We start from the raw sequence: 24243 nt of genomic DNA, 5'->3' as shown, positions 1-24243 counted from the left end.
ATTCTTGTGCCTGCCCGCCGTTATCCAGCCTCAACGGAGAGCTCCCCATGACCGATTCCCCCGAGCGTGACGAACGCCATCTGGCGCGCATGCAGCGCAAAAAAGCCGTGATCGACGTGCGCATCGCCAATTCGCCCGACGAATGTGGCCTGGTGCTGGTGTTGACCGGCAATGGCAAAGGCAAAAGCAGCTCGGCGTTCGGCATGCTCGCCCGCGCCATGGGCCATGGCATGCAGTGCGGCGTGGTGCAATTCATCAAGGGCCGCAACAGCACCGGTGAGGAGCTGTTTTTCCGTCGCTTCCCCGAGCAGGTGCGCTTCCATGTGATGGGCGAGGGCTTCACCTGGGAAACCCAGGATCGCCAGCGTGATATCGCCGCCGCGGAAGCGGCGTGGGCCGTCTCGCGCGAACTGCTGCGCGATCCGTCGATCGGTCTGGTGGTGCTCGACGAGCTGAACATCGCCCTCAAGCACGGTTACCTCGACCTCGATCAGGTGCTCAGCGATTTGCAGGCGCGTCCGCCGATGCAGCACGTGGTGGTCACCGGCCGCGGCGCCAAGCCGGAAATGATCGAGATGGGCGACACCGTCACCGAGATGGGCATGCTCAAGCACGCCTTCCAGGCCGGGATCAAAGCGCAGAAAGGCGTCGAACTGTGAGTCAACCACGGCATTGCCCGGCGGTGCTGATTGCCGCGCCGGCCTCCGGTCAGGGCAAGACCACCGTCACCGCTGCGCTGGCCAGGTTGCATCGCAATCAGGGGCGCAAGGTGCGCGTGTTCAAGTGCGGCCCGGACTTTCTCGACCCGATGATCCTCGAGCGCGCCAGCGGTGCGCCGGTCTACCAACTGGACATGTGGATGGTCGGCGAGCAGGAAAGTCGACGGCTGTTGTGGGAAGCCGCCGCCGAGGCTGATCTGATTTTGATCGAAGGCGTGATGGGTCTGTTTGACGGCACCCCGTCCAGTGCTGATCTGGCGCGGCACTTCGGTGTGCCCGTGCTCGGTGTGATCGACGGCACGGCGATGGCGCAGACCTTCGGGGCATTGGCGTTGGGCCTGGCGAAGTATCAGCCGGATCTGCCATTCGCCGGCGTGTTGGCCAATCGCGTTGGCACCTTGCGCCACGCGCAATTGCTTGAAGGCAGTCTCACCGAAGGTCTGCGCTGGTATGGCGCGTTGTCTCGCGAAACCGGGATCGAACTGCCGAGCCGCCATCTCGGCCTGGTCCAGGCCAGCGAGCTGAATGACCTCGACCTGCGTCTCGACGCCGCCGCCGAAGCCTTGGCCAGCAGTTGCGAGGTAGCGCTGCCACCGGCCGTGGCATTCGCTGCGCCTGAAGTGATCCCTGCTGAGCCGCTGCTCGAAGGCGTGCGCATCGCCGTCGCCCGCGACGAGGCCTTTGCCTTTACCTACGGCGCCAGCCTCGACCTGTTGCGGGCGATGGGCGCCGAGTTGAGCTTCTTTTCGCCGATCCGCGATGCGCAATTGCCCGACGCCGACAGTCTGTATCTGCCCGGCGGTTACCCGGAATTGCACCATGTCGCGCTGGCACAAAACACCGCGATGCTCGCTGCGATCCGCGCGCACCACGCCGCCGGCAAGCCGCTGCTCGCCGAGTGCGGCGGCATGCTCTATCTGCTCGACTCGCTGACCGACGTTGATGGCATCCGTGCCGAACTGGTCGGGCTGCTGCAAGGGGATGCGGTGATGCAGAAACGTCTGGCGGCGCTGGCACTGCAAGCGGTGGATCTGCCGGAAGGCTCGCTGCGCGGCCACACCTATCATCATTCCCTGACCAGCACCGAACTGACGCCGATTGCCCGGGGCATCAGCCCGAATGGCGGGCGCGGGGCGGAGGCGGTTTATCGGCAAGGGCGGATGACGGCTTCGTACGTGCATTTCTACTTTCCGTCGAATCCGACGGCGATTGCCGCGTTGCTTGCGCCAGACCTCGAGGCCGTCTTCGCTGGCAGGCCAGCTCCCACAGTGGCCGGTGTCTTGCCTGAAAATACGCAATCCCCGGTAGGCGCTGGCTTGCCAGCGATGGGGCCATGACCGACCACGCCTATTCCGAGGCCGAGCGCGCAGCGGTCTATAAAGCCATCGCCGAACGCCGCGACATGCGCCACTTCAGCGGCGGCACGGTTGAACCGCAGCTGTTGCGCCGCCTGCTCGAAGCTGCACATCAGGCCCCCAGCGTCGGCCTGATGCAGCCATGGCGCTTCATCCGCATCAGCGATCGCGCCTTGCGCGGGCAGATCCAGAGCCTTGTTGAGGAAGAGCGCGTCCGCACTGCCGAGGCTCTTGGCGAGCGCAGCGATGAGTTCATGCAACTCAAGGTTGAAGGCATCAACGACTGCGCCGAAGTGCTGGTCGCCGCACTGATGGACGATCGAGAACGACACATTTTCGGCCGCCGGACGCTGCCGGAAATGGACCTGGCCTCGCTGTCCTGCGCGATCCAGAATCTGTGGCTGGCCGCTCGTGCCGAGGGACTGGGCATGGGCTGGGTCTCGCTGTTCGAGCCGCAGGCGCTGGCCGAGCTGCTGCAATTGCCGGCCGGGGCCAAACCGCTGGCGGTGCTTTGCCTGGGGCCGGTCAAGGCATTCTATCCGGCGCCGATGCTGGTACTCGAAGGGTGGGCGCAGGCGCGTCCGCTGAATGAGTTGCTGTATGAAAATTATTGGGGAGTGAGGCAATGAGTGTGGCGTTGTTGAGTGTCGCCGCCGTGGCGCTGGATGCGCTGCTGGGTGAACCGAAACGCTGGCATCCGCTGGTGGCGTTCGGCAATTTCGCCGGGCGCATCGAGCAACGTTTCAACGCCGGCGGACGCGGCTGGCGCAGCCATGGCGTCACCGCCTGGGTGATCGCGGTACTGCCGCTGACGCTGCTCGCCACGGCGTTGTCCTGGGCGCCTTACGTGGGCTGGATCGTTGAAATCATTGCGCTGTATTGCGCGCTCGGCATGCGCAGCCTTGGCGAGCACGTCGAACCGGTCGCCAAGGCGTTGCGCAGCGACAATCTGGAGGAGGCGCGCAAGCGCGTGGGGTATCTGGTCAGCCGCCAGACCAGCGAACTGGACAGCACCGCCGTGGCCCGCGCGGCCACCGAATCGGTGCTGGAGAACGGCAGCGATGCGGTGTTCGCCGCGTTGTTCTGGTTTGCCGTGGCCGGTGCGCCGGGCGTGGTGCTCTATCGCCTGAGCAACACCCTCGACGCCATGTGGGGTTATCGCAACGAGCGTTTCGAACGCTTCGGCTGGGCGGCGGCGAAAATCGACGACGTGCTCAACTATATTCCGGCACGGCTGGTGGCGTTGACCTACGCGCTGCTGGGCAAAACCCGCCTGGCGCTGAAATGCTGGCGCACGCAGGGGCCGCAGTGGGACAGCCCGAACGCTGGGCCGGTGATGGCGGCCGGTGCCGGGGCGCTGGGTGTCGAGCTGGGAGGTCCGGCTATTTACCACGGCGAATTGCATCAGCGTCCGCAACTCGGTGAAGGCCTGCCGGCGGATGCCGATGCCATTGACCGTGGCTGGCAATTGGTCCAGCGCGGGGTATGGTTATGGCTGCTGATTCTCTGCGTGGGGGCTGAATTCTATGCTTGAGCACGGTGGCCGGCTGCGCAAGGCTGCACTCCAGTACGCTATCGCCGAAGAGGACTGGCTCGACCTTTCCAGTGGTCTGGCGCCGTGGCCGTTTCCGATCCCGGACATTCCGTTGCGGGCCTGGGCGCGCCTGCCGGAAACCGATGACGGCCTGGAGCAGGCCGCCTGCGACTACTACGGCGCCACGCAGGTGCTGCCGGTGGCCGGTTCGCAGATGGCCATCCAGTTGCTGCCGCGCCTGCGCCGGGCCGGCAAGGTCGGCGTATTGTCGCCGTGTTACGCCGAGCACGCCGAAGCCTGGCGGCGCAACGGCTACATCGTGCGTGAAGTGCTGGAGCAGGAAGTCGACTTCTTCATCGACAATCTCGATGTGCTGGTGGTGGTCAACCCGAACAATCCCACCGGCCTGAGCCTGACCCCGGCGCGGCTGCTCGACTGGCACGCACGGCTGGCTCAGCGCGGCGGCTGGCTGGTGGTCGACGAAGCGTTCATGGACAACACTCCGCAACTGAGCCTGGCGCCGCATGCGCATCAGGTCGGCCTGATTGTGCTGCGTTCGTTCGGCAAGTTTTTCGGGCTGGCCGGGGTGCGCCTGGGTTTCGTCCTGGCCGAGCGCAAGTTGCTCCGCCTGCTCGCCGAACAGGTCGGGCCCTGGGCCGTGAGCGGGCCGACCCGGGTGCTCGGCCAGGCCTGTCTGCAAGATACCGAAGGTCACACCCGCCAGCGCATACGCAGCGACGAGGCCAGCGAACGCCTGGCAGCGTTGCTCGAGCGCTACGGCTTCAAGCCCCAGGGCGGCTGCGCCCTGTTCCAGTGGCTGGTCACCGAACACGCCGCCGCGCTGCATGAGTTCATGGCCCGGCGCGGCATTCTCCTGCGCATTTTCACCCACAACAGCAGCCTGCGTTTCGGCCTGCCTGCCGATGCGGCGCAAGAGGCGCGCCTCGAACAGGCCCTGCAAGCATTCGCCAAGGACATCGCATGACCACGCTGATGGTGCAGGGCACCACTTCCGACGCCGGCAAAAGCACGCTGGTGACGGCGCTGTGCCGCTGGGCAACCCGTCAGGGTGTCGCGGTGGTGCCGTTCAAACCGCAGAACATGGCGCTCAACAGCGCGGTGACGGCCGATGGCGGCGAGATCGGCCGGGCGCAGGCGGTGCAGGCGCAAGCGGCGTTTCTCCAGCCGCACACCGACATGAACCCGGTGCTGCTCAAGCCGAACAGCGACACCGGCGCCCAGGTCATCATCCACGGTCGCGCTGTCACCACGATGAATGCGCTGGCCTACCACGACTACAAAGCCATCGCCATGCAGGCGGTGCTGGCCTCGCACCAACGACTCAGTGCGACGTATCCGCTGGTGATGGTCGAAGGCGCAGGCTCGCCGGCGGAGATCAACCTGCGCGCCGGCGACATCGCCAACATGGGCTTCGCCGAAGCCGTGGACTGCCCGGTGCTGCTGATTGCCGACATCAATCGTGGCGGCGTCTTCGCTCATCTGGTCGGTACCCTGGAACTGCTCTCGCCGAGCGAGCAGGCGCGGGTCAAAGGCTTCATCATCAACCGTTTTCGTGGCGACATCGCCTTGCTGCAACCGGGCCTCGACTGGCTCGAACAGCGCACCGGCAAACCGGTGGTGGGCGTGCTGCCCTATGTGCTCGACCTGCATCTGGAGGCCGAGGACGGCATCGATCAGCGCCAGACCGACAAGGCCGAGCAAGTGCTGAAAGTGGTGGTGCCGGTGCTGCCGCGCATCAGCAACCACACCGATTTCGATCCGCTGCGCTTGCATCCGCAGGTGGATCTGCAATTCATCGGCCCCGGCCAAGCCATTCCGCCGGCCGACCTGATCATTCTGCCGGGCTCGAAAAGCGTGCGCAGCGACCTGGCCTATCTGCGTGCCAATGGCTGGGAAATGGCCATCCAGCGCCACTTGCGCTACGGCGGCAAGCTGCTGGGGATCTGCGGCGGCCTGCAAATGCTCGGCGCACAGGTGCACGACCCGTTGGGGCTGGAAGGCGCGCCGGGTTCCAGCGCGGGCCTCGGCCTGCTGGCGTTCGACACCCGGCTGGAAGCCGAAAAGCAGCTGCGCAACGTGCGTGGGCGGCTGGCGCTGGAAGATGCCGAGATCAGCGGTTATGAGATTCATGCGGGCGTGACAGTGGGGCCGGCGCTGGAGAACGCCGCGGTGCATCTGGAGGATGGTCGCTGCGACGGTGCGCAGAGTCTGGATGGACAGGTGTTCGGCACCTATCTGCACGGCTTGTTTGAATCACCGCAAGCCAGTGCCGCGTTGCTGCGCTGGGCCGGGCTGAGCGATGTGCAGCAGGTCGATTACCACGGCTTGCGCGAGCGCGATATCGAGCGCCTGGCGGATCTGGTGGAGAAGCATCTGGATACCGGGCTGCTGCGTCAGCTCTGCGGGATTTAGGCTGGCTGTCACGGCCTCTTCGCGAGCAGGCTCGCTCCCACTTTGGAACGCAATCCCATGTGGAAGCGAGTTTGCTCGCGAAGAGGTCGGTTGCCTCAACACATAATTTTCAGGATGTGCCCATGCTGCAACTGATCCTCGGTGGTGCCCGCTCCGGCAAGAGTCGCCTGGCGGAACAACTCGCCAGCGACAGCCAACTGGCGGTGACTTACATCGCCACCAGCCAGCCGCTGGATGGCGAGATGAACGAACGTGTGGCCCATCATCGCGCCCGGCGTCCGGCTGAGTGGGCGCTGATCGAAGAGCCCGTGGAACTGGCGCGGGTGCTGCGCGCCAGCGCCAGCGCCGAGCGTTGCCTGCTGGTGGATTGCCTGACCCTGTGGCTGACCAATCTGCTGATGCTCGAAGACGCCGAGCGTCTGGCCGCCGAACGCGATGCCTTGCTCGATTGCCTGGCGTCACTGCCGGGAGAAATCATTTTTGTCAGCAACGAGACCGGAATGGGTGTCGTGCCGCTGGGCGAATTGACTCGCCGCTACGTCGATGCAGCCGGTTGGCTGCATCAAGCTCTGGCCGAGCGTTGTCAGCGAGTCGTCCTGACGGTTGCCGGCCTGCCCCTGACTCTGAAAGGACCTGCGTTATGACCCAAGCCTGGTGGCTGAACCCTTGCAAACCCGTGGCTCACGACGCCGTTGCAAGCGCGGCGGCGCGGCAACAGCAATTGACCAAACCCGCCGGCTCGCTCGGTCGCCTGGAAGCGGTGGCGGTGCAACTGGCCGGACTGCAGGGCCAGACCAAGCCGCGAATCGATCAGGCGTGGATCACGATTTTTGCTGGTGACCATGGCGTGGTGGCCGAAGGCGTGTCGGCGTTTCCCCAGGAAGTCACCGGTCAGATGCTGCTCAACTTCGTCAGCGGCGGTGCGGCGATCAGCGTGCTGGCGCGGCAACTCGGCGCACAGCTGGAAGTGGTCGACCTCGGCACCGTGACGCCGAACCTGGACCTGCCAGGCGTGCGTCACCTCAACATCGGCCCCGGCACGGCGAATTTCGCCGTGGGCCCGGCGATGACCCCGGCCCAGGGCGAGCTGGCCCTGCAGGCCGGACGCGACAGCGTGTTGCGGGCCCAAGCGGCCGGCGCGCAGCTGTTCATCGGTGGCGAAATGGGCATCGGCAACACCACGGCCGCCAGTGCGCTGGCCTGTGCCTTGCTCGACTGTCCGGTTGCGCACCTGACCGGACCGGGCACCGGCCTCAACGCTGCAGGTGTCAGCCACAAGGCGCAGGTGATCGAACGCGCACTGGCTTTGCACGCCGCGCAGCGGGGCGACGCCTTGCAGACCCTGCTCAATCTGGGTGGCTTCGAGATCGCGGCGCTGGTCGGCGCCTATCTGGCCTGTGCGCAGGAAGGCGTTGCGGTGCTGGTGGACGGCTTTATCTGCACGGTCGCCGCGCTGGTGGCGGTGCGCCTCAACCCGGCCTGCCGCGAGTGGTTGTTGTTCGGGCATCGCGGCGCCGAGCCGGGGCACCACCATGTGCTGGAGACGCTCAACGCCCAACCGCTGCTGGAACTCGGCCTGCGCCTGGGCGAGGGCAGTGGTGCGGCGCTGGCCGTGCCGTTGCTGCGTCTGGCCTGTGACCTGCACGGGCAGATGGCGACCTTCGCCGAGGCGGCGGTGGCGGATCGGCCGGCATGACCCTGCGCCTGGATCTGCTGCGTCACGGTGAAACCGAACTCGGTGGCGGCCTGCGTGGCAGTCTCGACGACGCGCTCACCGAACGTGGCTGGGCGCAGATGCGCGCGGCCGTGACCGGGCAGGGGCCGTGGGATCGTCTGGTCAGTTCGCCGCTGCAGCGCTGTGCGCGGTTTGCCGGCGAACTCGGGGCGCAGCTGGGGTTGCCGGTAACCGAAGATGCGCGTCTGCAAGAGCTGCATTTCGGCGCCTGGGAAGGGCGCAGCGCGGCGGCGTTGATGCAGACCGATGCCGAGGCGCTGGGATTGTTCTGGGCCGATCCGTATTCGTTCACCCCGCCGCAGGGCGAGCCGGTAGCCGATTTCGCCGCGCGGGTGCTGGCGGCCATTGCACAATTGCAGGCCAGCTACGCCGGCGAGCGGATCTTGCTGGTCAGCCATGGCGGTGTCATGCGTCTGCTGCTGGCGCGGGCCCGTGGTTTGCCGCGCGAACAATTGCTCAATGTCGAAGTCGGCCATGGCGGATTGTTTTCGCTGAGCGTCGGCGCCGACGGTTCGCTCAAGGAAATCTGCTGACATGTTGCCGCTGTGGATCGCCCTGCAATTTCTCAGTAGCCTGCCGATCCGCCTGCCGGGCATGCCGGAGCCGGAACAGCTTGGCCGTTCGCTGCTGTTCTATCCGCTGGTGGGCCTGGTGTTCGGGCTGATCCTGTGGACGCTGAACCTGGCGCTGAGCGGCGCGCCGCTGTTGCTGCATGCGGCGTTGCTGCTGACAGCCTGGGTGCTGCTCAGCGGCGCCCTGCACCTCGATGGCCTGGCGGACAGCGCCGACGCCTGGCTGGGTGGCTTCGGCGACCGCGAGCGCACGCTGACGATCATGAAGGATCCGCGCAGCGGGCCGATCGCGGTGGTGACGCTGGTGCTGGTGCTGCTGCTCAAGTTCTGCGCGCTGCTGGCGTTGCTCGAGCACGGGCAGGCAGTGATGCTGATCATCGTGCCGGTGTTGGGACGTGCGGCATTGCTGGGGTTGTTTCTGACCACGCCGTATGTGCGCGCGGGCGGATTGGGGCAGGCACTGGCTGATCATCTGCCGCGCCGGGCCGGTTGGTGGGTGCTTGGGGGGAGTGCGCTGGGCTGTTTGCTGATTGCCGGCGGCAAAGCGATGGTTGCCTTGCTTGTCGCGTTCGGGGTTTTTGTCTGGTTGCGACAGGTAATGATGCGGCGGTTGGGCGGGACCACGGGGGATACGGCGGGGGCGTTGCTGGAATTGCTGGAAATGCTGGTATTGGTGGGCGTGGTGGTGGTCTGACAGATTGCTGAGACAGTAGCGGCCTCTTCGCGAGCAGGCGCGCTTCCCCAGGGGAGCGCGTGCCGGATGTGGGAGTGCGCCTGCTGGCGAAAGCGGCCTGTCAGGCGCTACAAATATCGGGGTAAAACCCATGTGTAACTTGATTTAACAGACTCGCGGGTATATACACGCATCATGCTTCCTTCTCAGTGTTTGTGCACCAACCTGCGTCGCGCCGCGCGTGGCGTCAGCAGGCATTACGACGGCGCTCTCGACGGCTTCGGGATCAACGTTGCCCAGTATTCTCTGCTGTGCAACCTGCAGCGCCTGGATCAACCGAGCATTTCCGAACTGGCCGAAGCCATGGGCCTGGATCGCAGCACCCTCGGGCGCAATGTGCGCGTGCTCGAAGGCGAGGGGTTGGTGACATTGGCCGAGGGTCAGGACATGCGCAACCGCATCGTCCGCCTCACCGACAGCGGAGTACAACGCCTGGCAGATGCCTTGCCGGCCTGGGAAGCGGCGCAGCAGCGGTTGATCGACCGACTGGGCGCCGAGAAGCGTGAAACCTTGCTGAGACTGCTGGACGAACTGGCCTGAGGCCGGTTTTTCCGGACTTAAGCGGGTATATACCCGCGAATGGAGAATAACAATGAGTTCGATGTGGCGTACGTGTGGTTGGGTGCTGCTGGGGAGTGCGCTGATTCTGGCGTTGTCGTTGGGCGTGCGGCACGGCTTCGGCCTGTTCCTGTCGCCGATGAGCGCCCAGTTCGGTTGGGGGCGTGAGGTGTTCGCCTTCGCCATCGCCTTGCAGAACCTGATCTGGGGCCTGGCCCAGCCTTTCACCGGGGCGCTGGCCGACCGCTTCGGCGCGGCGAAAGTGGTGCTGATCGGCGGGGTCCTCTACGCCCTCGGCCTGGTGTTCATGGGGCTGTCCGATTCGGCGCTGACGCTGTCGCTGAGTGCCGGTCTGCTGATCGGCATCGGCCTGTCCGGCACCTCGTTCTCGGTGATCCTCGGCGTGGTCGGCCGTGCCGTGCCGCCGGAGAAACGCAGCATGGGCATGGGCATCGCCAGCGCCGCCGGCTCCTTCGGCCAGTTCGCCATGCTGCCCGGTACGCTGGGGCTGATCGGCTGGCTGGGCTGGTCCGCCGCGTTGCTGGTGCTGGGCTTGCTGGTGGCGCTGATCGTGCCGCTGGTGACCATGCTCAAGGACAAACCCTTGCCGGTGCTGGGTCATGAACAGACCCTGTCCGAAGCGCTGCGTGAGGCCTGCTCGCACTCCGGATTCTGGCTGCTGGCGTTCGGCTTTTTCGTCTGCGGCTTCCAGGTGGTGTTTATCGGCGTGCACCTGCCAGCGTATCTGGTCGATCAGCATCTGCCGGCCACCGTCGGCACCACCGTGCTGGCGCTGATCGGGTTGTTCAACATCTTCGGCACCTACACCGCCGGCTGGCTCGGCGGACGAATGTCCAAGCCGCGCCTGCTGACGGCGTTGTATCTGCTGCGGGCGGTGGTGATCGTGCTGTTCCTGTGGCTGCCGGTGACGACGACCTCGGCCTACCTGTTCGGCATGGCCATGGGCTTCCTGTGGCTGTCGACGGTGCCATTGACCAACGGTACGGTGGCGACCTTGTTCGGCGTGCGCAACTTGTCCATGCTCGGGGGCATTGTGTTCCTGTTCCATCAGCTCGGTTCGTTTCTCGGTGGCTGGCTGGGCGGGGTGGTGTATGACCGTACCGGGACTTATGACTTGATCTGGCAAGTGGCGATTCTGCTCAGTCTGCTGGCGGCGGCCCTCAACTGGCCGGTGCGCGAGCGTCCGGTCGAGCGCCTGCAGCCAGGGGCGAGCGCCGCATGAAGCGGGTCTGGCCGCAGATCGCCATCAGCGCACTCGGCGCCGCCCTGCTGGCGCTGGTGTGGTGGGGCTGGCACCAGGGCGGGCTGGCGCTGATGCAATTGGGCATGGGCGCTTGCTAGTGAGCCCGCAGGGCGAGTAACGTCGAAGCCTGATGACTGCTCAAGGATGCCCGACATGCTGATGCGCTGGTGTGCTGTTCCCGCGTTGCTGATGGCGTTGACCGGACTGGCCCAGGCCGCGGATTGTCCCGAAGTGCTGCAAGGCTCGTTGCCCAAATTGCGCGCCAAGGAATCGATCGACCTCTGTCAGCGCTACGCCGACAAACCGCTGGTGGTGGTCAATACCGCCAGTTTCTGTGGTTTCGCCCCGCAGTTCGAAGGCCTCGAGGCGCTCAATCAGCGCTACAAGGCGCAGGGCCTGGAAATGCTCGGCGTGCCGTCCAACGACTTCAAGCAAGAATCCAAGGACAGCGCCGAGACGGCCAAGGTCTGCTACGCCAACTACGGCGTGACCTTCACCATGACCGAGCCGCAGAAGGTTCGTGGCGACGATGCCACCCACCTGTTCCAGGTGCTGGCTGCGCAAAGCAGCGCGCCGAAGTGGAATTTCTACAAGTACGTGATCGACCGGCAGGGCAAGGTCATCGCCAACTTCTCCAGCCTGACCAAGCCGGACGATCCCGAGTTCATCGCGGCCATCGAGAAGGCGATCGCCTCGAAGCCATTGAAACCCTGATCGACGCCGACAAAAAAGCCCCGCCTCGGTAACGAGAGCGGGGCTTTTTTTGTCGGCGAGGGGTGAGCCTCGCCGTGCTGCATCAGAAGCGGTAGGTCGCGCCGACACCGAAACCGTTCGCCGAGTTTTCATACTTGGCGTCGTAGCTCTGGCCACGATTGTTTTCGTTGTGGATCTTCACCGACTCTTCCTTCAGGTACGAGTAGGCGACGTCGATGGTCAGGTCTTCGGTCGGGCTCCAGCCGGCACCGATGCTGAAGATCGTACGGTCGCCGGTAGGAATGCGCGGCGAGCGGTCGACGTTGTTGGTCGGCGACTGGTCGAAGGTCAGGCCGGTACGCAGTACCCATTCCTTGTTCAGCTGATACGAAGTACCCAAGGCGTAGGCCCACGAGTCGTGCCAGTTCTGCTCTTCGGTGATCTCGCCGAACTGGCCGGCCAGCAGAGGCTGCACGCCGGAGTTCTTCACGGTGATTTTTTCCAGCTGGCTCCAGCGGGTCCAGGTGGTACCGGCATACACGTTCCACTGGTCGTTGATGGCCTGGGTGACCGAGAAGTCGACGGATTCAGGCGTGGTGATCTTCAGCGAAGCGTCGTACTTCTGGTTGGCGCCGAGGCCGACGGCAGCCAGTGCGCCGTAGTTGACCTTGGTGTCACCTTCGAGCTTGTAGTCGACTTTCGAGTGGTAGGTCAGACCCAGGCGAGTGGTGTCGGTGGCCTGCACCAGTACGCCGATGTTGTAGCCCAGTGCGGTGTCGTCACCCTTGATCTTGACCTTGCCGTCCGGCAGGGCCTGAGTGATCGACAGGTTGGATTCCAGGGTGCCGTCGATGCGGTTGATGGTCGGACCGAAACCGATCGAAACCTTGTCGTTGAAGGCGTAGCTGACGGTTGGCTGGAACGTGATGACCTGAACTTCGGACTTGCTGCCGAAATAGCGGCCGGCGAAGCCTTTTTCGTAATCGGTAATCAGGCCGAACGGAACATACACGCCCAGGCCGAAGGCCCAGTGGTCGTCGATCGGTTTGACGTAGAAGCCCATAGGTACGGAGGTGAAGGGCACCATGTCGCCTTTGTTGCTGCCGCCGTTAGGGCTGGAGCTGGCGTCGCTGATATCGGTCTTGGCATCGAGGAATGCAACACCGCCAGTCACTTGTTCGCGCTTGATGCGCGACATGCCGGCAGGGTTGCCATAAACAGTGCTTGCGTCGTCGGCAGAAGAAGATCGCCCGGCGTACCCAGTCCCCATCCCGCTGATGCTGTGTTCGTTGATGGCAAAGCCAGCTGCGAAGATCTGGGTGGATGCCAAGGAAACGGCGAGGCTAAGGGTGGTTTTGAGCATTACTTTTTTCATTATTAGAACTCCTGGTGATCACCGGGGCGAAAATTACCAACATTTTCGTCCCAGCGCTATAGTCCGTATGGCCTGAGTTAGAGCGGTTTTGTAGGACAATCCGACCAGATTCGCGACCTGTTGGGCGATCTTGCGAAACTGGCGAGTCAGCACGCGACCTGATTCAGCGGTGAAACACAGGTCTGCCAGGCGCAGGTGAAATCACGCAGACGCCCCTGGGGCTGGAAGGTCTGGCGCCAGATGCGCGCCATGCCCAACAGATCGTCGGGGTCGGGGAGGGTGGGGTGTTGTTCTTCGACCAGCAGCCAGGCGATGGCCGTGGCATAACGCAGGTTGACGGTCAGTTCCAGGTGCGGGCCGCTGAGGAAAGCGTGCTGGCTGGCCAGCCCGCGTACCAGGCTGGCGCGGTCGGGATCCAGCGCCAGGTAATGATCCCAGAGCGCCTGGTGGCGGTGCTCGGCGATCCGGTACAGGCCGTGGCCACGGCGGTCATGCAGGGCGGAACCGAGGGCGGACTGACTGGCGGCAATACCCAGCAGCAGGGATTCGGCAGTTGCGCAGTGGCGTCCCAGGTAAATCAGGGTGGGACGGATCACGAAGCGGCACAGTTCGCTGGCAGCGATACCCATAAGGCCCTCGAAACACGAAGTGGGCGGCGGGCCTGAAGGGGAGCTTGGCAGCTGTGGATCGGATCAGGCCCGCCGAAAGCGGATCATGCCGCTTGAGTTGAAGTGTAGTGTCATATTCGCGACGTAAAGGCCTGTTTTTAAAATATTTCCGGGCGGCTGTTATAACCGTTATATCGGAAGGTACTTAAGCGGATTGCGTAAAAAGAGAAACATCGGGCAATAAAAAGCCCCGCGTTTCAAGCGGGGCTTTTGCTTTTGCAGCCTTTTTGCCGTCTCAGGCGATCAGGGCCTGACGGGTACGCTCGATCACGGCCTGCAGCGGTTCGGCGCTGGAGTATTGATCGGGGTACAGACGCTCGCTGTGGCGGGCGATCCCGTGTTCATTGACCACGGTGAAGCTGAAGCAGCCTTTGCGAGCGGCCATGATCAGGCAGTTCATTGGTGCAAAAGCGTTGGTTAGGGTGCGAATGGCATCCTGAGTATGGATTTGAGTAGACATAGTTATTAGGTGTTCCTACAAATGACACGGATAAGAACCGTGCAACGTTAAAACGTTCCAGTAACGTCGACCACCATTGGTCGAACGAAGAACCCGACTGGAACAAAGCAGCCAGTTTGAAGCGCTATTAAGTTGGCGCGCTTGGGCTGGCAGGTAGGTACTTAGGAGGACAGGCATCACAACGAGGGCAGAGGTTCTGGGCCCGGGGTGAAGATCCTGATCAATTTGCAGGCTGGTTCGGTCAGAGTAATTGCTCTTCGCGACACCCTTTGCATTCATTCAAAGGCTGTGCCGTCGCAAGATTTACCTGGAAACCATCGAGGGGTCGTTCCCGCTTTTTTCGGCGCCGGCTTCTGTGCAAGAAGGTTGACCGTGGGGATGTGTTCGACCGGAATTGACTTTCAGCTTGGTACTAACGCCGCGGATACTAGCGGATGCGTTCGTTGAACGCAAACCCGATTGCAAAAAAAGCGCACATGCAGGAGCCACTGAGGCAGCGGATACCCGCGCTTGCTCTGCAATGGCTCAGATTTCGACCGCCTGTCGCCTGGCAATCCGCGCCGCTATCCACGTCTGGCGCGGTTATCCCCGGCGCGGATGGCAAAACGACCCGAAAAAGCGCATCGATATAACCGCGTAACAGGTACTTGTGCACATTAGTTGCGCAGGCTGTAACGGCGCTGTCACACCGAACCTGACCCCGGTGGCTGCCTGTATCGAAAGTTTAAGTCAATGAAAAACATCGCTTTTTTTAACTGGTGAAAAAATCGTCAGTTTGACTGCGAGCCCCATTCCACAAGGCTTTGCGCGGGTTGGAGGGCGGTTGTCCACTGAGTTATCCACAGCTTCTGTGGATTGTCCCTAGCGCTTGCTCTAGCACGGGCGTGCCGGGTTTTTTTCGACTTTACCTGTGCGAAAAAAAGAGTAGAGTGGCGCGCCTTCCGATCTGCCCTACAGTGCTTTATGAAGTTTCGCTCAGTATCAGACGCTGTTACCTCGCAACCTCCCGGTGTTACCGCTCCCAAGCGATTTTCCGTACGTGTGGCCGAATGGCTGCTGGACAGCCCGCGCCTGGGCGCCACGCAGAATGCCAAGCACTTGGCTGGCCGCCTGCTCAAGCAACCGGCGCGGGAAGGCGTGGTTGCTGCGCAGAGCCGTCTCGGCCAGTTGATGTGCCGTGAATGCGGCAACGCCCGCGATCGGCGTATCGGTCAGGACCTGCTGCGCCAGGCCGCCCGCGCCGGTGATCGACGCGCGCAACAGGAACTCGGCCTCATCGAAGACTGAGCTGTCCAAGACCTGACGCCTTGGTTAACCTTCAGGCTTTATCGGATCGGCGGGAATGACTATGGCGATGGACTTGACCAGCGTGCTGCTCGGCCTGGCGGGCGCGGGGTTGCCGCTGCTGGCACTGGCCTGGCAACTGCAGCGCCGGGCCGCCAGCGCCCAGGCTGACGTCGCGCTGCTCGAGGAGCGTCTGGCCATGGCGCAGATGGCCCAGGATGGCCTCAACGCGCAACTCGAGGCCTGCCGCGATGAAATGGCCGACCTTGGCCAGGCCAATGCCGCGAAACAGGCGGATCTCGCCGCCGTGCGCCGCGAAGTCGAGCTGCTGCAGATCGAGCGCGACGACGCCCGCGACGCCGCCCACGCCTGGAATCTCGAGCGCGCCAACAAAGAAGCCGAACTGCGCCGTCTCGATGCCCAGGCCGCCTCGCTGAACGCCGAACTGCGCGAGCAACAGGAAAGCCATCAACAACGTCTCAACGACCTGCAAGGTTCCCGCGACGAGTTGCGGGCGCAATTCGCCGAGCTGGCCGGGAAGATTTTCGATGAGCGCGAACAACGTTTCGCCGAGACCAGCCAGCAGCGCCTCGGGCAGTTGCTCGATCCGCTGAAGGAACGCATCCAGTCCTTCGAAAAACGTGTCGAGGAAAGCTATCAGGCCGAGGCCCGCGAGCGCTTCTCGCTGGCCAAGGAGCTGGAGCGCCTGCAGCAATTGAACCTGCGCCTGAGCGACGAAGCGACCAACCTGACGCGCGCCCTCAAGGGCCAGAAAACCCAGGGCAACTGGGGTGAGTTGATCCTCGAACGGGTGCTGGAGCATGCCGGACTGGAGAAGGGCCGCGAGTACCAGACCCAGGTCAATCTCAAGGGCCCCGACGGCGAGCGCTTCCAGCCGGACGTGATCATTTATCTGCCGGGCGACAAGCAGGTGGTGGTCGATTCCAAGGTCAGTCTCACCGCGTATCAGCAGTACGTGGCCGCCGACGACGAGGCCCTCGGGCAGATTGCGATGAAACAGCACGTGCTGTCTCTGCGCAGCCACGTCAAAGGCCTCGCCGGCAAGGATTACAAACGCCTGGAAGGCTTGCACAGCCTCGATTTCGTGTTGTTGTTCGTGCCCATCGAAGCGGCATTTTCCGCCGCGTTGCAGGCCGAGCCGGCGCTGTTTCAGGAAGCCTTCGACCGTAATATCGTGATTGTCAGCCCGACCACGCTGCTGGCGACGCTGCGGGTGATCGACAGTCTGTGGAAGCAGGAACGGCAGAGCCAGAACGCCCGGGAAATTGCCGAGCGCGCCGGCTGGCTGTACGACAAGTTCGTGCTGTTCATCCAGGATCTGGATGAAGTCGGCAATCGCCTGCAACAACTGGACAAGGCCTACAGCGCCGCCCGCAACAAACTCACCGAAGGGCGTGGCAACCTGGTCAGTCGCAGCGAGCAGCTCAAGCTGCTTGGCGCACGGGCGAGCAAAAGCCTGCCGGCAGATTTGCTGGAGCGGGCCATGACCGACGCTGACGGGCTGGTCGAACTGCCAGAGTGAAGCTCAGGCGATCGCCGCCGCCGGCAGCGCCGACCGGATGTATGCCAATCCCGTGCAGGCGCTGCCGCCGCCGGCGGCCGTCGTTTGCTTCACAGCGGTAGATAACGACTCAACAACGCGCGCAACGCCGCCGGTTTAACCGGTTTGGCCAGATAATCCAGGCCTGCCGCATGCACCTGCGCCACGGTTTCCGGATGGCCGTCGGCGCTGATCACCACCCCCGGAATCGGCTCACCCAGCGTGGTGCGCAGCCAGGCCATCAGCTCGGTACCGGTTTCGCCGTGATCGAGGTGATAGTCCACCAGCGCCAGTTGCGGGCGCACGCCGTCGCTGAGCAGCGCTGCGCATTCCTCGCGATTGCGCGCCGTCCACACCTGGCAGCCCCAGCGGGTCAGCAGGCTGTTCATGCCGATCAGGATGCTGTCTTCGTTGTCGATGCACAGCACCTGCGCGCCGCCGAGCAGTTTGCCATTGAGCTCCACCGCCGCGCTGGTCGGCACTGCCTGCGCCCGGGCCAGCGGCACGCGGACACTGAACACACTGCCGCGCCCCGGCCAGGATCGCACGCGCAGCGTGTGGCCGAGCACCCGACACAGGCCATCGGCAATCGCCAGGCCCAGCCCGAGACCTTTCTCGGCGCGGGTCTGATGGCTGTCGAGGCGTTTGAACTCCTCGAAAATCACCTGCTGCTTGTCTTCCGGAATCCCCGGCCCGCGATCCCACACCTCCAGGCACACCTCGCCGGCGCGGCGGCGTACCCCGAGCAGAACCGGGCCCTTGGCATAGCGAAAGGCGTTGGTTAGGAAGTTCTGCAGGATCCGGCGCAGCAGCTTGATGTCGCTGTCGATGCGCAAGTGGCTGCCGCGCACGCGGAAACTCAGGCCCTGTTCCTGGGCCAGCGCCTTGAATTCGGCGCCGAGGGTGTCGAACAGTTCGTTGACCGCGAACGGCTTGCGGTCCGGGTTGATCTTGCCGTTTTCCAGGCGGGAAATGTCCAGCAGGTCGCTGATCAGGTCTTCGGCCGAGCGCAGTGAACTGTCGAGATGCTGCACCAGTTTCTGCGCCTCGCCGCTCAAGCCATCTTCCTGGTGGGAGAGGGCAGCGGAGAACAGCCGCGCGGCGTTCAGCGGTTGCATCAGATCGTGGCTGACCGCCGCGAGGAAGCGGGTTTTCGACTGGTTGGCAGCCTCGGCGTTGCCCTTGGCCTCGGTCAGCGCGAGGTTGAGTTGCGACAGCTCCTGGGTGCGTTCGCTGACCCGTTGCTCCAGCCCTTCGTTGGCTTCGGTCAGCGCCTGCTCGGCTTCGCGGAACGCGGTGATGTCGGTAAAACTCATGACAAAGCCGCCGCCGGGCATCGGGTTGCCGATCAGCTCGATCACCCGGCCGTTGGGGAACAGCCGTTCCGAGGTGTGCGCGCGGCCCTGGCGCATCCAGTGCAGGCGTCGGGCGACGTGCACTTCCGCCTCGCCGGGGCCGCACAGACCGCGTTCGGCGTTGTAGCGAATGATGTCGGCAATCGGCCGGCCGACGCTGATCAGGCCGTCCGGGTAGTTGAACAGCTCCAGATAGCGACGGTTCCAGGCCACCAGTTTCAACGACTGGTCGACCACGCTGATGCCCTGGGTGATGTTTTCGATGGCGCCTTGCAGCAGGGCGCGGTTGAACTGCAGCACTTCCGAAGCTTCGTCGGCGATCCGCACGACGTCCTCCAGCTGCATTTCCCGACCTTCAATGGCGGCTTTTACTACAGCGCGCGTCGAAGAGGCGCCAAGTACGCCGGCCAGCAAGCGTTCGGTGTGGGCGATCCATTCGCCGTCGGCATTCTGATTCGGGTTGAAGCCTTTACCCTGGCGGTAGGCGAAACGAATGAAACTCTGGCGGGCGCGTTCTTCGCCGACAAAGCGCGCGGCCAGTTGCAGCAGGTCGTCAATCTGCACCGCCAGCATCGAGCGTGCACTCGGCCGCGCGCTGATTTCCTGGCCGATGAAACGACCGGCCTGCCAGTGTTCCGAGACGCGGGTGCGCGACAGCACCGAAACCCAGGCGAACAGGGTGAAATTGCCCGCCAGCGACAGCACCACGCCTTGGGTCAGCGGGGTGATCGGCAGGTTCAGCGGGTTGCTGTGCAGCCACGCCAGGCCGGGGAACGCCTCCAGCGACCAGCCGAGGCTGCGCGCGGCAATCGGCAGGATCAAGGTGTAGAACCACAGGAAGGTACCCGTGGCGAGTCCGGCGAACACACCGCGGCGGTTGGCCTGTTTCCAGTACAGCGCGCCGAGCATGGCCGGGGCCAGTTGTGTCACCGCCGCGAAGGCGATCTGGCCGATGGTGGCCAGGCTCGCGGTCGAGCCGAGCAGGCGGTAGCTGACATACGCCAGCAGCAGGATCACCACGATGCTGACCCGGCGCACCGAGAGCATCCACTGGCGGAACACCTCGAACGGGCGCTCGGCATTGTTGCGGCGCAACAGCCAGGGCAGCAGCATATCGTTGGAGACCATGGTCGACAGCGCCACGCTGGCGACGATCACCATGCCGGTGGCCGCCGACGCGCCACCGATAAAGGCCAGCACCGCCAGGGCCGGATGGGCCTGGGCCAGCGGCAGGCTGATGACGAACGAGTCGGGGATGACCGAGCTGGGCAGCATCATCTGCCCGGCCAGGGCAATCGGCACGACAAACAGCGCTGCCAGGGCGAGGTAGGTCGGAAACACCCATTTGGCCAGGCGCAGGTCCTGCGGATCGATGTTTTCCACCACGGTGACGTGGAACTGCCGGGGCAGGCAGATGATCGCCATCATCGCCACGCCGGTCTGCACCACCATCGACGGCCAGTTGATGGTTTCCTTCCAGTACTGCTCCAGGCGCGGCGCGAGCATCGCCTGGTTGAACAGGTCGTCGAAGCCGTCGTACAGGCCGTAGGTGACGAAGGCGCCGACGGCGAGAAAGGCGAACAGCTTGACCAGCGATTCGAAGGCAATCGCCAGCACCATGCCCCGGTGGTGCTCGGTGGCGTCGAGGTTGCGCGTGCCGAACACGATGGTGAACAGCGCCAGCACCAGCGACACGATCAGCGCGGTGTCCTGGGCGCGGGTGCCCATGGCGTCGGCACCGGCGCCGATCAGCAGGTTGACGCCGAGGACGATGCCCTTCAGTTGCAGGGCAATATAAGGCAGCACGCCGACCAGGCAGATCAGTGCGACCACCACCGCCAGCGATTGCGATTTGCCATAGCGGGCGGCAATGAAGTCGGCGATGGAGGTGATGTTCTCCTGTTTGCTGATCATCACCATTTTCTGCAGGACCCACGGCGCGCCCAGCAACAGCAGGATCGGCCCCAGGTAGATCGGCAGGAATGACCACAGCTGTTCGGCGGCCTGGCCGACCGCGCCGAAGAAGGTCCAGCTGGTGCAGTAGACCGCCAGCGACAGGCTATACACCCACGCCCGCACCCGTGGCGGCAGGGGCGCGCTGCGACGGTCGCCGTAGAAGGCGATAGCAAACATGATGGCCATATAGGCCAGGGCGACGGCGGCGATCAGCCCGGTGGACAACGACATGCAACACTCCCGACAGAAGACTCCCCGGCACTCCTGCCCGGGCGAACAGTCTCGCACGCGCGCGGCGGTTAGTCAGTGTCGACCAAGGTCGTGGCGTGGCCGGGTGTCGCAGGTGTGAAACCGGGTGGTTTTTGGAGTGACCGTTCAGGCCTCATCGCTGGCAAGCCAGCTCTCACAGGGATCTTCAGTGGACGCATATCCTGTGACATCACAGATCCTGTGGGAGCTGGCTTGCCAGCGAAAGCGTCAGTCCTGTTGTAGCGCAATATCGATCAACCGATGCAGCTCATCCACCTCCAGTGCCGCCGCCGAAAACAGAATGCGGAACACCACCGGCGCCACCACCAGATTGATCAGACGATCAACACTCGGCGCGGCTTCGCTCGGGTGACGCTCAATGATGGTCTGCAACTGCGCGCCGAGGATCGTCACGCAATACCCCGGCGTGGCACTGGCCTGCACGTCGCGCATCATGTGGCGCCCCGGCTCCGAGCTCATTTCATCGAGGTACTGTTCGGCCCAGGCGCGGATATCGCCGCGCAGGCTGCCGGTCTGCGCCGGTTCGCTGTCGGGGCGCATGCGGGCCAGGGCGACGTCGGCCAGCAGGGCGGCCAGATCGCCCCAGCGCCGGTAGATGGTCGACGGCGTAACGCCGGCGCGCGCAGCGATCTGCGGCACGGTCACGCTGGCACGGTCCTGTTCGTCGAGGAGTGCGCGGACAGCCGAGTGAATCGATTCCTGCACCCGGGCGCTGCGACCACCCGGGCGTAAACCTTCTTTAATAGTCATGCGCCAGACCTTAACACAAAGAATTTGCTTTAAGCTCAGGCCGCGAGCACACTGCGTAAAAGCAAAAAATTAGCTTTTGCGGAGTGTGCCCATGTCCAGCCTTGTTTCGAAGCGTTCCAGCCTGTGGTTTCTGGCGATCACCTTGCTCAGTTTTCTCGCCGCTTCCACGGCACCGACGCCGTTGTATCACCTGTATCAGGAGCAACTGCACTTTTCGGCAGCGGTGCTGACCCTGATTTTCGCCGTCTACGCCTTGAGTTTGCTGGCGGCGCTGCTGACGGTCGGCTCGTTGTCGGACCACCTGGGACGCAAACCGGTGATTTTCGCGGCTGTCGTGCTGAATGCGTTGGCGATGCTGCTGTTCATCCATGCCGACAGCGTGGCCTGGCTGATCGGCGCGCGGGTGTTGCAGGGCTTTGCCACCGGCATGGCCACGGCGGTGCTCAGTGCGACGCTGCTCGATACCGACCGGCAGCAGGGGCCGCTGGTCAACAGCGTCGCGCCGTTGTTGGGCATGGCCTTGGGTGGTTTGGGCTGCGGGCTGTTGGCCGAATTCGCACCAGCGCCGTTGCAGTTGACCTACTGGCTGCTGCTGGCGCTGTTTGTGTTGCAGGGGCTGTATGTCTGGCGACTGCCGGAAAGTGTCGCGCCGCAAGCCGGGGCCTGGGCTTCGCTGCGACCGACCCTGCATGTGCCTGTTCAGGCGCGTTCGACCCTGTGGCGCGTGCTGCCGCTGAACACTGCGACCTGGGCCCTCGGCGGCTTTTTTGCCTCGCTGGCGCCGTCGCTGGTGCGCACCGCCACTGGTTCGACTTCGAACCTGATCGGCGGCGCTACCGTTTCGGCGTTGACCGTGACCGGTGCCTTGATGATCTTCACTCTGCGCAATCGCCCCGCGGGCAAAGCCCTGCAAATCGGCGCCAGCCTGTTGCCTATTGGCGTGCTGCTGATTCTGCTCGGCGTGCACAGTGCCAGTCTGGCGCTGTTTTTCTTCGGCACGCTGGTCGCCGGTTGCGGCTTTGGTTCGGGCTTCCTCGGCGCGGTGCGCAGCCTGGTGCCACTGGCCTTGCCGCATGAACGGGCGGGTTTGATGTCGGCGTATTACGCGCTGAGTTATCTGGCGTTCTGCCTGCCGGCGCTGCTGGCCGGGCACTTGAGCCGCAGTTACGGCCTGCTTGTTACCACCGAGGGCTATGGCGCAGTGCTGATCGTGCTGGCGCTCGCGGCGCTGCTGTTGAGCCTGCGTGCGCCAACACCAAAGGTGTGCAGCGCTCCATAAGCGCCGGCGTTTCGGTTAGCCTTGGCCGACCCTTCTTTTCACGGATCGACTCATGAAGATTATCCGCAGCAAATCCTTCACCGCCGAACGTGCCTGGGGAGCTCTCGACATTGCCAGCATGAACGGCATCACCACGCGCCTGCACTGGACCGATCAGCCGTACAAGTGGCACACCAATGACGGCGAGGAAGTGTTTGTCGTGCTCGATGGGCAAGTGCAGATGCGCTATCGCGAAGCGGGCGAGGAGAAGCACACATTGCTGGAAGTGGGCGACATCTTCTATGCATCGATCGGCACCGAGCACGTTGCCCATCCCCAGGGCGCGGCGCGCATTCTGGTGATCGAGACTGAAGGCAGCGTATAACGCATATTTATAAAACAGATAATAGATAGAGAAATTACCCGTTATATAGATATTCGATTCGGTTCTACCATGGGCTCAACCTCACCTGAGGACAGGAGTTCATGATGATATGCCCCAACAGCGCCAAATTCGGCATCAAACCCTTCAGCCAGCTTCAGCATCCGCGCGAAGTGATCCGTCAATTCACCCCGAACTGGTTCGCTGCGACCATGGGCACCGGTGTGCTGGCCCTCGCGCTGGCGCAACTGCCGGTGGCGATTCCCGGGTTGCACGCGGTGGCCGAAGGGTTGTGGCTGTTCAACATTCTGTTGTTCACTCTGTTTGCCTTCGCCTATGCCGCGCGCTGGATACTGTTCTTCGATGAGGCGCGACGGATCTTCGGGCATTCCACCGTATCGATGTTCTTCGGCACCATCCCCATGGGTCTGGCGACCATCATCAACGGCTTTCTGCTGTTCGGCCTGCCACGTTGGGGCGAGGGCGTGATTCCTCTCGCCGAGGTGTTGTGGTGGCTCGATGTGGCCATGTCGCTGGCCTGCGGCGTGTTGATTCCCTACATGATGTTCACCCGCCAGGAACACAGCATCGATCAGATGACCGCGGTCTGGCTGTTGCCAGTGGTGGCGGCGGAAGTGGCGGCCGCCAGCGGTGGCTTGCTCGCGCCGCATCTGGCCGACGCCCATGCGCAACTGGTGGTACTGGTGACCAGCTACGTGCTGTGGGCCTTTTCCCTGCCCGTGGCGTTCAGCATTCTGACCATCCTCCTGCTGCGCATGGCCCTGCATAAACTGCCGCACGAAAACATGGCCGCCTCGAGCTGGCTGGCGCTCGGTCCGATCGGTACCGGGGCGCTGGGCATGTTGCTGCTGGGCGGCGACGCACCGAGCATTTTCGCCGCCAACGGATTGCCCGGTATCGGCGAAATCGCTGCCGGGCTGGGGCTGGTCGCCGGCATCACCCTGTGGGGCTTCGGCCTGTGGTGGATGTTGATCGCGCTGCTGATCACCGTGCGTTACCTGCGTGACGGCATACCGTTCAACCTCGGCTGGTGGGGTTTTACCTTCCCGCTGGGCGTGTATTCGCTGGCGACCCTCAAGCTCGCCAGTACGCTGAACCTGGGTTTTTTCAGCGTGGTCGGCTGCGTGCTGGTGAGCTTGCTGGCGGTGATGTGGCTGATTGTTGGTAAACGCACCGTGCAGGGCGCGTGGCGCGGTGAGTTGTTTGTCTCGCCGTGTATTGCAGGTTTGAAGAAATAACCTGAAAAGTTTAGGTAAGGTGTGGCCTGGATCGCCGATCGAGATTCCAATCAGCAGATCCAGGCCATT

Annotated in this window: 24 protein-coding genes; 19 read left to right on the top strand and 5 right to left on the bottom strand. The window is 63.7% G+C overall.

The window, feature by feature from the left end:
* Positions 1–47 precede the first annotated feature (47 nt).
* The 14 genes from cobO (at position 48) to QRN70_RS07190 (ending at position 11617) form a co-directional block, all read left to right on the top strand.
* A complete protein-coding gene (cobO, locus tag QRN70_RS07255) occupies positions 48–659 on the top strand; it encodes a cob(I)yrinic acid a,c-diamide adenosyltransferase (protein ID WP_285416651.1) in 612 nt (203 codons plus the stop codon).
* The gene (locus QRN70_RS07250) at positions 656–2056 is read left to right on the top strand and encodes a cobyrinic acid a,c-diamide synthase CobB (RefSeq protein WP_285416649.1); all 1401 of its coding nucleotides are present in this window, start codon (positions 656–658) and stop codon (positions 2054–2056) included. The genes cobO and QRN70_RS07250 overlap by 4 nt, the downstream gene beginning before the upstream one ends.
* On the top strand, positions 2053–2703 hold the full coding sequence (gene bluB / locus QRN70_RS07245; protein ID WP_285416648.1) for a 5,6-dimethylbenzimidazole synthase: 651 nt from the start codon (positions 2053–2055) through the stop codon (positions 2701–2703). Before QRN70_RS07250 ends, bluB begins: the two co-directional genes overlap by 4 nt.
* Positions 2700–3608 carry an adenosylcobinamide-phosphate synthase CbiB gene (gene cbiB, locus QRN70_RS07240; protein ID WP_285416647.1) on the top strand — a complete coding sequence of 303 codons (909 nt, stop codon included), beginning with the start codon at positions 2700–2702 and terminating at the stop codon, positions 3606–3608. Before bluB ends, cbiB begins: the two co-directional genes overlap by 4 nt.
* Positions 3601–4593: a threonine-phosphate decarboxylase CobD gene (gene cobD, locus QRN70_RS07235; RefSeq protein WP_285416646.1), complete on the top strand. Its 993-nt coding sequence runs from the start codon at positions 3601–3603 to the stop codon at positions 4591–4593. Before cbiB ends, cobD begins: the two co-directional genes overlap by 8 nt.
* Positions 4590–6041: a cobyric acid synthase gene (locus QRN70_RS07230; RefSeq protein WP_285416645.1), complete on the top strand. Its 1452-nt coding sequence runs from the start codon at positions 4590–4592 to the stop codon at positions 6039–6041. The genes cobD and QRN70_RS07230 overlap by 4 nt, the downstream gene beginning before the upstream one ends.
* Before the next feature lie 122 nt (positions 6042–6163).
* On the top strand, positions 6164–6685 hold the full coding sequence (cobU, locus tag QRN70_RS07225) for a bifunctional adenosylcobinamide kinase/adenosylcobinamide-phosphate guanylyltransferase (RefSeq protein ID WP_285416643.1): 522 nt from the start codon (positions 6164–6166) through the stop codon (positions 6683–6685).
* The gene (gene cobT / locus QRN70_RS07220; protein WP_285416642.1) at positions 6682–7737 is read left to right on the top strand and encodes a nicotinate-nucleotide--dimethylbenzimidazole phosphoribosyltransferase; all 1056 of its coding nucleotides are present in this window, start codon (positions 6682–6684) and stop codon (positions 7735–7737) included. Before cobU ends, cobT begins: the two co-directional genes overlap by 4 nt.
* Positions 7734–8309, top strand: coding sequence for an alpha-ribazole phosphatase family protein (gene cobC, locus QRN70_RS07215; RefSeq protein ID WP_285416641.1), 576 nt, complete (start codon positions 7734–7736; stop codon positions 8307–8309). Before cobT ends, cobC begins: the two co-directional genes overlap by 4 nt.
* A gap of 1 nt (position 8310) precedes the next feature.
* Entirely contained in the window at positions 8311–9042 is a 732-nt protein-coding gene (locus tag QRN70_RS07210) for an adenosylcobinamide-GDP ribazoletransferase (RefSeq protein WP_285416640.1), read from the top strand.
* A gap of 174 nt (positions 9043–9216) precedes the next feature.
* On the top strand, positions 9217–9621 hold the full coding sequence (locus tag QRN70_RS07205) for a MarR family winged helix-turn-helix transcriptional regulator (RefSeq protein WP_285416639.1): 405 nt from the start codon (positions 9217–9219) through the stop codon (positions 9619–9621).
* A 52-nt stretch (positions 9622–9673) separates the two neighbouring features.
* The gene (locus QRN70_RS07200) at positions 9674–10882 is read left to right on the top strand and encodes an MFS transporter (protein WP_285416638.1); all 1209 of its coding nucleotides are present in this window, start codon (positions 9674–9676) and stop codon (positions 10880–10882) included.
* The gene (locus tag QRN70_RS07195; protein WP_285416637.1) at positions 10879–11001 is read left to right on the top strand and encodes a hypothetical protein; all 123 of its coding nucleotides are present in this window, start codon (positions 10879–10881) and stop codon (positions 10999–11001) included. The genes QRN70_RS07200 and QRN70_RS07195 overlap by 4 nt, the downstream gene beginning before the upstream one ends.
* Positions 11002–11056: 55 nt before the next feature.
* Entirely contained in the window at positions 11057–11617 is a 561-nt protein-coding gene (locus QRN70_RS07190) for a glutathione peroxidase (protein ID WP_285416636.1), read from the top strand.
* Positions 11618–11699: 82 nt separating this feature from the next.
* Here the strand turns inward: QRN70_RS07190 and QRN70_RS07185 are convergent, their stop codons facing one another.
* The 3 genes from QRN70_RS07185 to QRN70_RS07175 all read right to left on the bottom strand — a co-directional run bounded on the left by QRN70_RS07185 (position 11700) and on the right by QRN70_RS07175 (position 14099).
* Positions 11700–12971, bottom strand: a complete 1272-nt coding sequence (locus QRN70_RS07185) for an OmpP1/FadL family transporter (RefSeq protein WP_285416634.1) — start codon at positions 12969–12971, stop codon at positions 11700–11702.
* A gap of 146 nt (positions 12972–13117) precedes the next feature.
* On the bottom strand, positions 13118–13600 hold the full coding sequence (locus tag QRN70_RS07180) for a hypothetical protein (protein WP_285416633.1): 483 nt from the start codon (positions 13598–13600) through the stop codon (positions 13118–13120).
* 274 nt (positions 13601–13874) lie between these two features.
* Positions 13875–14099, bottom strand: a complete 225-nt coding sequence (locus tag QRN70_RS07175; protein WP_285416632.1) for a hypothetical protein — start codon at positions 14097–14099, stop codon at positions 13875–13877.
* 963 nt (positions 14100–15062) lie between these two features.
* On the opposite strand from QRN70_RS07175, the gene QRN70_RS07170 reads away from it, so the two are divergent.
* Complete coding sequence (locus QRN70_RS07170; protein WP_285416630.1) at positions 15063–15386, top strand: SEL1-like repeat protein; 324 nt, start codon at positions 15063–15065, stop codon at positions 15384–15386.
* Positions 15387–15561: 175 nt separating this feature from the next.
* Positions 15562–16926 carry a DNA recombination protein RmuC gene (locus QRN70_RS07165; protein WP_285418043.1) on the top strand — a complete coding sequence of 455 codons (1365 nt, stop codon included), beginning with the start codon at positions 15562–15564 and terminating at the stop codon, positions 16924–16926.
* Positions 16927–17015: 89 nt separating this feature from the next.
* Here QRN70_RS07165 and QRN70_RS07160 read toward each other — a convergent pair whose 3' ends face one another.
* Positions 17016–20486 carry a hybrid sensor histidine kinase/response regulator gene (locus QRN70_RS07160; RefSeq protein ID WP_285416628.1) on the bottom strand — a complete coding sequence of 1157 codons (3471 nt, stop codon included), beginning with the start codon at positions 20484–20486 and terminating at the stop codon, positions 17016–17018.
* 246 nt (positions 20487–20732) lie between these two features.
* Positions 20733–21275 carry a TetR/AcrR family transcriptional regulator gene (locus QRN70_RS07155; RefSeq protein ID WP_285416626.1) on the bottom strand — a complete coding sequence of 181 codons (543 nt, stop codon included), beginning with the start codon at positions 21273–21275 and terminating at the stop codon, positions 20733–20735.
* A gap of 91 nt (positions 21276–21366) precedes the next feature.
* Here QRN70_RS07155 and QRN70_RS07150 point away from each other — a divergent pair, with 91 nt between their 5' ends.
* From QRN70_RS07150 to QRN70_RS07140, 3 genes are all read left to right on the top strand, one after another.
* Positions 21367–22554 carry an MFS transporter gene (locus QRN70_RS07150; RefSeq protein ID WP_285416624.1) on the top strand — a complete coding sequence of 396 codons (1188 nt, stop codon included), beginning with the start codon at positions 21367–21369 and terminating at the stop codon, positions 22552–22554.
* 52 nt (positions 22555–22606) lie between these two features.
* Positions 22607–22918: a cupin domain-containing protein gene (locus QRN70_RS07145; RefSeq protein WP_285416623.1), complete on the top strand. Its 312-nt coding sequence runs from the start codon at positions 22607–22609 to the stop codon at positions 22916–22918.
* A gap of 104 nt (positions 22919–23022) precedes the next feature.
* Positions 23023–24174, top strand: coding sequence for a TDT family transporter (locus tag QRN70_RS07140; protein WP_285416622.1), 1152 nt, complete (start codon positions 23023–23025; stop codon positions 24172–24174).
* Positions 24175–24243 lie beyond the last annotated feature (69 nt).

This window comes from Pseudomonas sp. efr-133-TYG-5 (assembly GCF_030209175.1).
Classification (GTDB): Bacteria; Pseudomonadota; Gammaproteobacteria; order Pseudomonadales; family Pseudomonadaceae; genus Aquipseudomonas.
Note: the sequence above shows the minus strand (reverse complement) of the source record. Positions and strands in the feature narration are given on the sequence as shown.

What these genes read in the sequence shown, in the direction of transcription:
- QRN70_RS07155 (WP_285416626.1), bottom strand. Translation starts at nt 21,275, where the DNA reads ATGACTATTAAAGAAGGTTTACGCCCGGGTGGTCGCAGCGCCCGGGTG.
- QRN70_RS07160 (WP_285416628.1), bottom strand. Translation starts at nt 20,486, where the DNA reads ATGTCGTTGTCCACCGGGCTGATCGCCGCCGTCGCCCTGGCCTATATG.
- cbiB (WP_285416647.1), top strand. Translation starts at nt 2,700, where the DNA reads ATGAGTGTGGCGTTGTTGAGTGTCGCCGCCGTGGCGCTGGATGCGCTG.
- QRN70_RS07190 (WP_285416636.1), top strand. Translation starts at nt 11,057, where the DNA reads ATGCTGATGCGCTGGTGTGCTGTTCCCGCGTTGCTGATGGCGTTGACC.
- cobO (WP_285416651.1), top strand. Translation starts at nt 48, where the DNA reads ATGACCGATTCCCCCGAGCGTGACGAACGCCATCTGGCGCGCATGCAG.
- cobC (WP_285416641.1), top strand. Translation starts at nt 7,734, where the DNA reads ATGACCCTGCGCCTGGATCTGCTGCGTCACGGTGAAACCGAACTCGGT.
- QRN70_RS07170 (WP_285416630.1), top strand. Translation starts at nt 15,063, where the DNA reads ATGAAGTTTCGCTCAGTATCAGACGCTGTTACCTCGCAACCTCCCGGT.
- cobD (WP_285416646.1), top strand. Translation starts at nt 3,601, where the DNA reads ATGCTTGAGCACGGTGGCCGGCTGCGCAAGGCTGCACTCCAGTACGCT.
- QRN70_RS07180 (WP_285416633.1), bottom strand. Translation starts at nt 13,600, where the DNA reads ATGGGTATCGCTGCCAGCGAACTGTGCCGCTTCGTGATCCGTCCCACC.
- QRN70_RS07195 (WP_285416637.1), top strand. Translation starts at nt 10,879, where the DNA reads ATGAAGCGGGTCTGGCCGCAGATCGCCATCAGCGCACTCGGCGCCGCC.
- QRN70_RS07145 (WP_285416623.1), top strand. Translation starts at nt 22,607, where the DNA reads ATGAAGATTATCCGCAGCAAATCCTTCACCGCCGAACGTGCCTGGGGA.
- QRN70_RS07210 (WP_285416640.1), top strand. Translation starts at nt 8,311, where the DNA reads ATGTTGCCGCTGTGGATCGCCCTGCAATTTCTCAGTAGCCTGCCGATC.
- cobU (WP_285416643.1), top strand. Translation starts at nt 6,164, where the DNA reads ATGCTGCAACTGATCCTCGGTGGTGCCCGCTCCGGCAAGAGTCGCCTG.
- QRN70_RS07175 (WP_285416632.1), bottom strand. Translation starts at nt 14,099, where the DNA reads ATGTCTACTCAAATCCATACTCAGGATGCCATTCGCACCCTAACCAAC.
- QRN70_RS07140 (WP_285416622.1), top strand. Translation starts at nt 23,023, where the DNA reads ATGATATGCCCCAACAGCGCCAAATTCGGCATCAAACCCTTCAGCCAG.
- QRN70_RS07150 (WP_285416624.1), top strand. Translation starts at nt 21,367, where the DNA reads ATGTCCAGCCTTGTTTCGAAGCGTTCCAGCCTGTGGTTTCTGGCGATC.
- QRN70_RS07185 (WP_285416634.1), bottom strand. Translation starts at nt 12,971, where the DNA reads ATGAAAAAAGTAATGCTCAAAACCACCCTTAGCCTCGCCGTTTCCTTG.
- QRN70_RS07205 (WP_285416639.1), top strand. Translation starts at nt 9,217, where the DNA reads ATGCTTCCTTCTCAGTGTTTGTGCACCAACCTGCGTCGCGCCGCGCGT.
- bluB (WP_285416648.1), top strand. Translation starts at nt 2,053, where the DNA reads ATGACCGACCACGCCTATTCCGAGGCCGAGCGCGCAGCGGTCTATAAA.
- QRN70_RS07230 (WP_285416645.1), top strand. Translation starts at nt 4,590, where the DNA reads ATGACCACGCTGATGGTGCAGGGCACCACTTCCGACGCCGGCAAAAGC.
- cobT (WP_285416642.1), top strand. Translation starts at nt 6,682, where the DNA reads ATGACCCAAGCCTGGTGGCTGAACCCTTGCAAACCCGTGGCTCACGAC.
- QRN70_RS07200 (WP_285416638.1), top strand. Translation starts at nt 9,674, where the DNA reads ATGAGTTCGATGTGGCGTACGTGTGGTTGGGTGCTGCTGGGGAGTGCG.